The sequence below is a fragment of the Ferruginibacter sp. genome (assembly GCF_031430955.1).
Classification (GTDB): domain Bacteria; phylum Bacteroidota; class Bacteroidia; order Chitinophagales; family Chitinophagaceae; genus Ferruginibacter.
Genome location: NZ_JANPCM010000410.1, coordinates 1 through 4,346, shown reverse-complemented (window position 1 = coordinate 4,346; position 4,346 = coordinate 1). Strand labels below are relative to the sequence as shown.

Annotated in this window: 3 protein-coding genes; all 3 read left to right on the top strand. The window is 36.0% G+C overall.

The annotated features are described in order from the left end of the window. Nucleotides 1–163: 163 nt before the first annotated feature. Entirely contained in the window at nucleotides 164–1,984 is a 1,821-nt protein-coding gene (locus tag ACY65O_RS11475) for a six-hairpin glycosidase (protein ID WP_462220996.1), read from the top strand. An 82-nt stretch (nucleotides 1,985–2,066) separates the two neighbouring features. Continuing rightward, entirely contained in the window at nucleotides 2,067–3,533 is a 1,467-nt protein-coding gene (locus ACY65O_RS11470; protein ID WP_462220995.1) for an MGH1-like glycoside hydrolase domain-containing protein, read from the top strand. A 214-nt stretch (nucleotides 3,534–3,747) separates the two neighbouring features. Beyond that, nucleotides 3,748–4,346, top strand: a 599-nt coding sequence (locus ACY65O_RS11465) for a sugar-binding domain-containing protein (RefSeq protein WP_462220994.1), incomplete at its 3' end; no start/stop codon positions are given.

Below are 4,346 nucleotides of genomic sequence, written 5' to 3'. Positions count from 1 at the left end.
ACGATGTGTACCAGAAAAAAAAATATGGCGCTTCATTCACTAAAGATTTTAAAATTTTTGTAAAAGCAGATAGTTTAATTACTGTGCCGGAAGGCCATAAGCATGGAACGATTTTGAAAGTGAATAAAAAAATAGTAGAGCAATTAAAAAACTAAAGTAATAAATGAAAATAAGGCTTACGATATTATTCATTATTCATTCTTCATTTTTAGTTGCCCAGGATACCGTTCGCTACATTGGCACCACTTTATCTAATGTAGATTATCATCATGGGCAATTATCTCCTGCCATTGGTGTACACAATATACAAACGGTAAGAGTTAACAGGGAAGATACAGGAACAACTAACTGGACTTACAATCACCAGCCAATGCTGGCATACTGGAACAATACTTTTTATTTAGAATATTTAAGCAATCCTGTTGGCGAGCATGTGGCACCGGGAAGAACGTTATTACAAACTTCAAAAGATGGATATAACTGGAATACTCCGGTGGTAATTTTTCCTCCATACAAATTAATTGATGGTACGGTAAAGGAAGGCAAAAAAGACTCAGCAAAAAATACGTTTGCAGTAATGCACCAGCGTATTGGGTTTTATACTTCAAAAAATAAAAAATTGTTTGCATTAGGTTATTATGGAATTGTACTGGGGCAAAAAGATGATCCCAATGACGGTAATGGTGTTGGCAGGGTGATTAGAGAAATAAAATCTGATGGTAGCTATGGCGTAATTTATTTTTTAAGATACAATCATGCTTTCGATGAAAAAAATACTTCGTATCCGTTTTATAAAACTTCTAAAGATGCAGCATTTGTAAAAGCTTGCGGGGAAATTTTAGCAACGCCTTTATTAATGCAGCAGATGGTAGAAGAAGCAGATCGTAATGACCCATTGATTTCTTTGCAAAAAGATTTTAAAGCATTCAATTATTATCATTTGCCCAATGGTAATGTTGCTGGATTGTGGAAATATGCATTAACCAGCATTAGTAAAGATGAAGGTATGACATGGCAATACGGTCCTTTAAGAGCGCCAGGATTTGTAAATGCCAATGCAAAAATATGGGGACAAAAAACTTCGGATAATAAATACGCTGCTGTTTATAATCCATCGGAGTTTAGATGGCCATTGGCAGTTAGCTTAAGTGATGATGGATTGCAATATAAAAATTTGTTACTGGTAAACGGTGAGATCAGTTCGCTGCGTTATGGTGGTGCCTATAAAAGTTATGGTCCGCAATATGTAAGAGGGATTCAGGAAATGGATGGAAAGGTACCCGGCGGAAATATGTGGGTTACGTACAGCATGAATAAAGAAGATATCTGGATCGCAGAAATTCCTGTGCCGGTGAGAGATAAAGTAACTGCAGATGTAAATGATAATTTTAATGATAAAAAAGACGGCGAAGAATTAAAAGAATGGAATTTGTTTAGCCCTGTTTGGTGCAGAACGGTGATAGAAAAAAAAGAAAGTACAAAGGTATTGGCATTGCACGACAGCGACCCTTTTGATTATGCAAAAGCAGAAAGGGTTTTTCCCGTTGCAAAAAAAGTAGCTGTAGAATTTTCTATTACACCAAAACAAAACAATAGCGGATATTTAGAAATTGAAATGGTGAATGCGAAAGGCACAGCTTGCATGCGTATCATGCTGGATTCGACAGGGAATATTTTAACTAAACAGGGATACAGAAATAAATCATTGGGAAAATATGTTGCCGGAGAAATGTTGAATATAAAAATTGAATTGAATACCACGACAAGATTTTATATGGTTACCATCAATGGCAAGTCTTCCGGCAATATTTGTTTTGCGCCGGTAGAAAGTGCAGAAAGAATTGTTTTCCGAACAGGCGGAACAAGGCGTTTTCCAAATGCAGATACACCAACCGACCAGGATTATGATTTATCCAATGCCAATGCAAAAGATAATGAAGCCATTTATTTTATTCATTATTTAAAAACTACCTCTTTAAAATAACGTGTTTAAAAGAATATTTATATCAATTGTCATTATTTTAGTTTGCTGGAATTGTTTTTCGCAGAAGAGTACTAAACCTTTTGTGTTAAAAGCAAACAGCTACAAACATTATGTTGATTATTTTAACAGAATGGAAGACGAAAATATCAAACAGGCGATACCCAACGACAGTGTCTGGAACTGGATGAAAAAAAATATTCCGCTCTTTGAATGTCCGCAACAAAACTTTGAAGAAATATTTTATTACCGCTGGTGGACGTTACGCAAGCACATAAAAAAAACAGAAAAAGGATTTGTATTTACAGAGTTTTTAATACAAAGAACTTATGCTGATAAATACAATCTTATTGCCAGTGCATTAGGCCACCACATTTACGAAAGCCGCTGGCTGCATGATAAAAAGTATATGGATGATAACCTGCATGTATGGTATCGTGGCAATAATGGCAAGCCGTTAAACAAACTGCGTTTCTATAGCGGTTGGAATGAAGATGCCATTTATAATCGTTATCTGGTAAACGGAGATAAAAAATTTGTGCTTGACTTATTGCCAGATTTAGAAAAAAATTATAGAGCTTGGTATGCAGAGAAAAAAGGAGCTGACAGTTTATTTTGGCAATATGATGTGAGAGATGCAATGGAAGAAACAATAAGTGGCGGTAGAAAAGAGAAAAACCCACGGCCGAGCATTAATGGATATATGTACGGCAATGCAGTGGCATTATCTAAGATCTACACTCTGACCGGGAATCCGTCATTTTTAGATTATGGCGAATATTTTTTAGAAGCAAAATCAATTAAAAGAAATGTCCAACAAAAATTATGGAACAGTAATCATAATTTCTTTGAAGTAAGAAAAGAACAAGGCGATACATTAGCCAACGTAAAGGAAGAAATTGGTTTTATTCCCTGGTACTTTAATATGCCCGACAGCAATTACAATATTGCGTGGAAAAGTTTAACCGGTACTAAAACATTTTGTGCGCCATTTGGTATAACAACTGCAGATAGAAGCCATCCTTTGTTTAGAACACATGGTTGCTGCAAATGCGAATGGGATGGGGCTGTGTGGCCTTTTGCAACATCGCAAACATTAACTGCAATGGCAAATTTGCTGAACAATTATAAGCAGGATTATGTGGCTGACTCCAATTATTTTTTGTTGTTAAATACTTATGTAGAATCGCAGTATTACCGTGGCCGTCCATATATTGGCGAATATCTTGATGAAAAGACCGGCTACTGGTTAAAAGGAGATGAAGAAAGAAGCCGCTATTACAACCATTCTACTTTTAATGATTTAATTATTACCGGCCTGGTTGGTTTGCGGCCAAGGGCCGACGATAGCATAGAAGTAAATCCTTTATTACCTGCAAACAAATGGGATTGGTTTTGCTTGGATAATGTGTTGTATCATGGAAAAATAATTACCATCATTTGGGATAAAACAGGATTAAAATATAAAAAAGGAAAAGGTTTAAGTGTTTTTGTAAATGGAAAAAGAATTGCGGTTTCGGAAAAGTTAGAAAGAGTGACAGGGAAATTTTAAAGTAATTTACTTGTAATTTTTTTTTGCTAATAATTCGTCCCGATAGGGACGGTTGGTGGGTAGAAAGGAAGGAGATGGCAGTTCTCGTTCCGTAGGAACGGTGGGTGCTATTTCTCCGCTTCAAAAAAAGCTGAATAAAGAACTCAAAGTACAAGAGTGCGACGCAACGATGATGCTATGAAAAACAAAAGCCAGGCTCAAAAAAATAAAAACGTTGAAAAAAATTATACATATCGTTTTACTTACTCACTATTCACTATTCACCATACACGCTTTTGCTCAGCAAACAGAAAAAATATATCTCTCCGGCACCGGCAGCAACGATACAAAACAATGGGAGTTTATGTGTAACGGTGGAATGAATGCTAACCAATGGAAAAAAATTGCCGTGCCCGGTTGCTGGGAGTTACAGGGTTTTGGAAAATACGATTATGGTTTTGCAAAAGATAGTGTGAGAGGAAAAGAAAATGGATTATACAAATACAATTTTAATGCACCTGCAGCATGGAAAAATAAAAAAATAAATATTGTTTTTGAAGGCGTGATGACAGATGCGGCAGTGAAAATTAATGGCGTTAGTGCAGGCGAAATGCACCAGGGTGCTTTTTATGCTTTTAAATATGATATTACTGCTTTATTAAAGTATGGACAAAATAATTTACTGGAAGTTACTGTTGCAAAACATTCTGCCAATCAATCGGTAAATGAAGCAGAGCGCAAAGCTGACTTTTGGATTTTTGGGGGGATTTTCAGGCCGGTATATTTGGAAGTGCTTCCCGATACGCATATTGAAGATATTTCTATTGAAGCAAA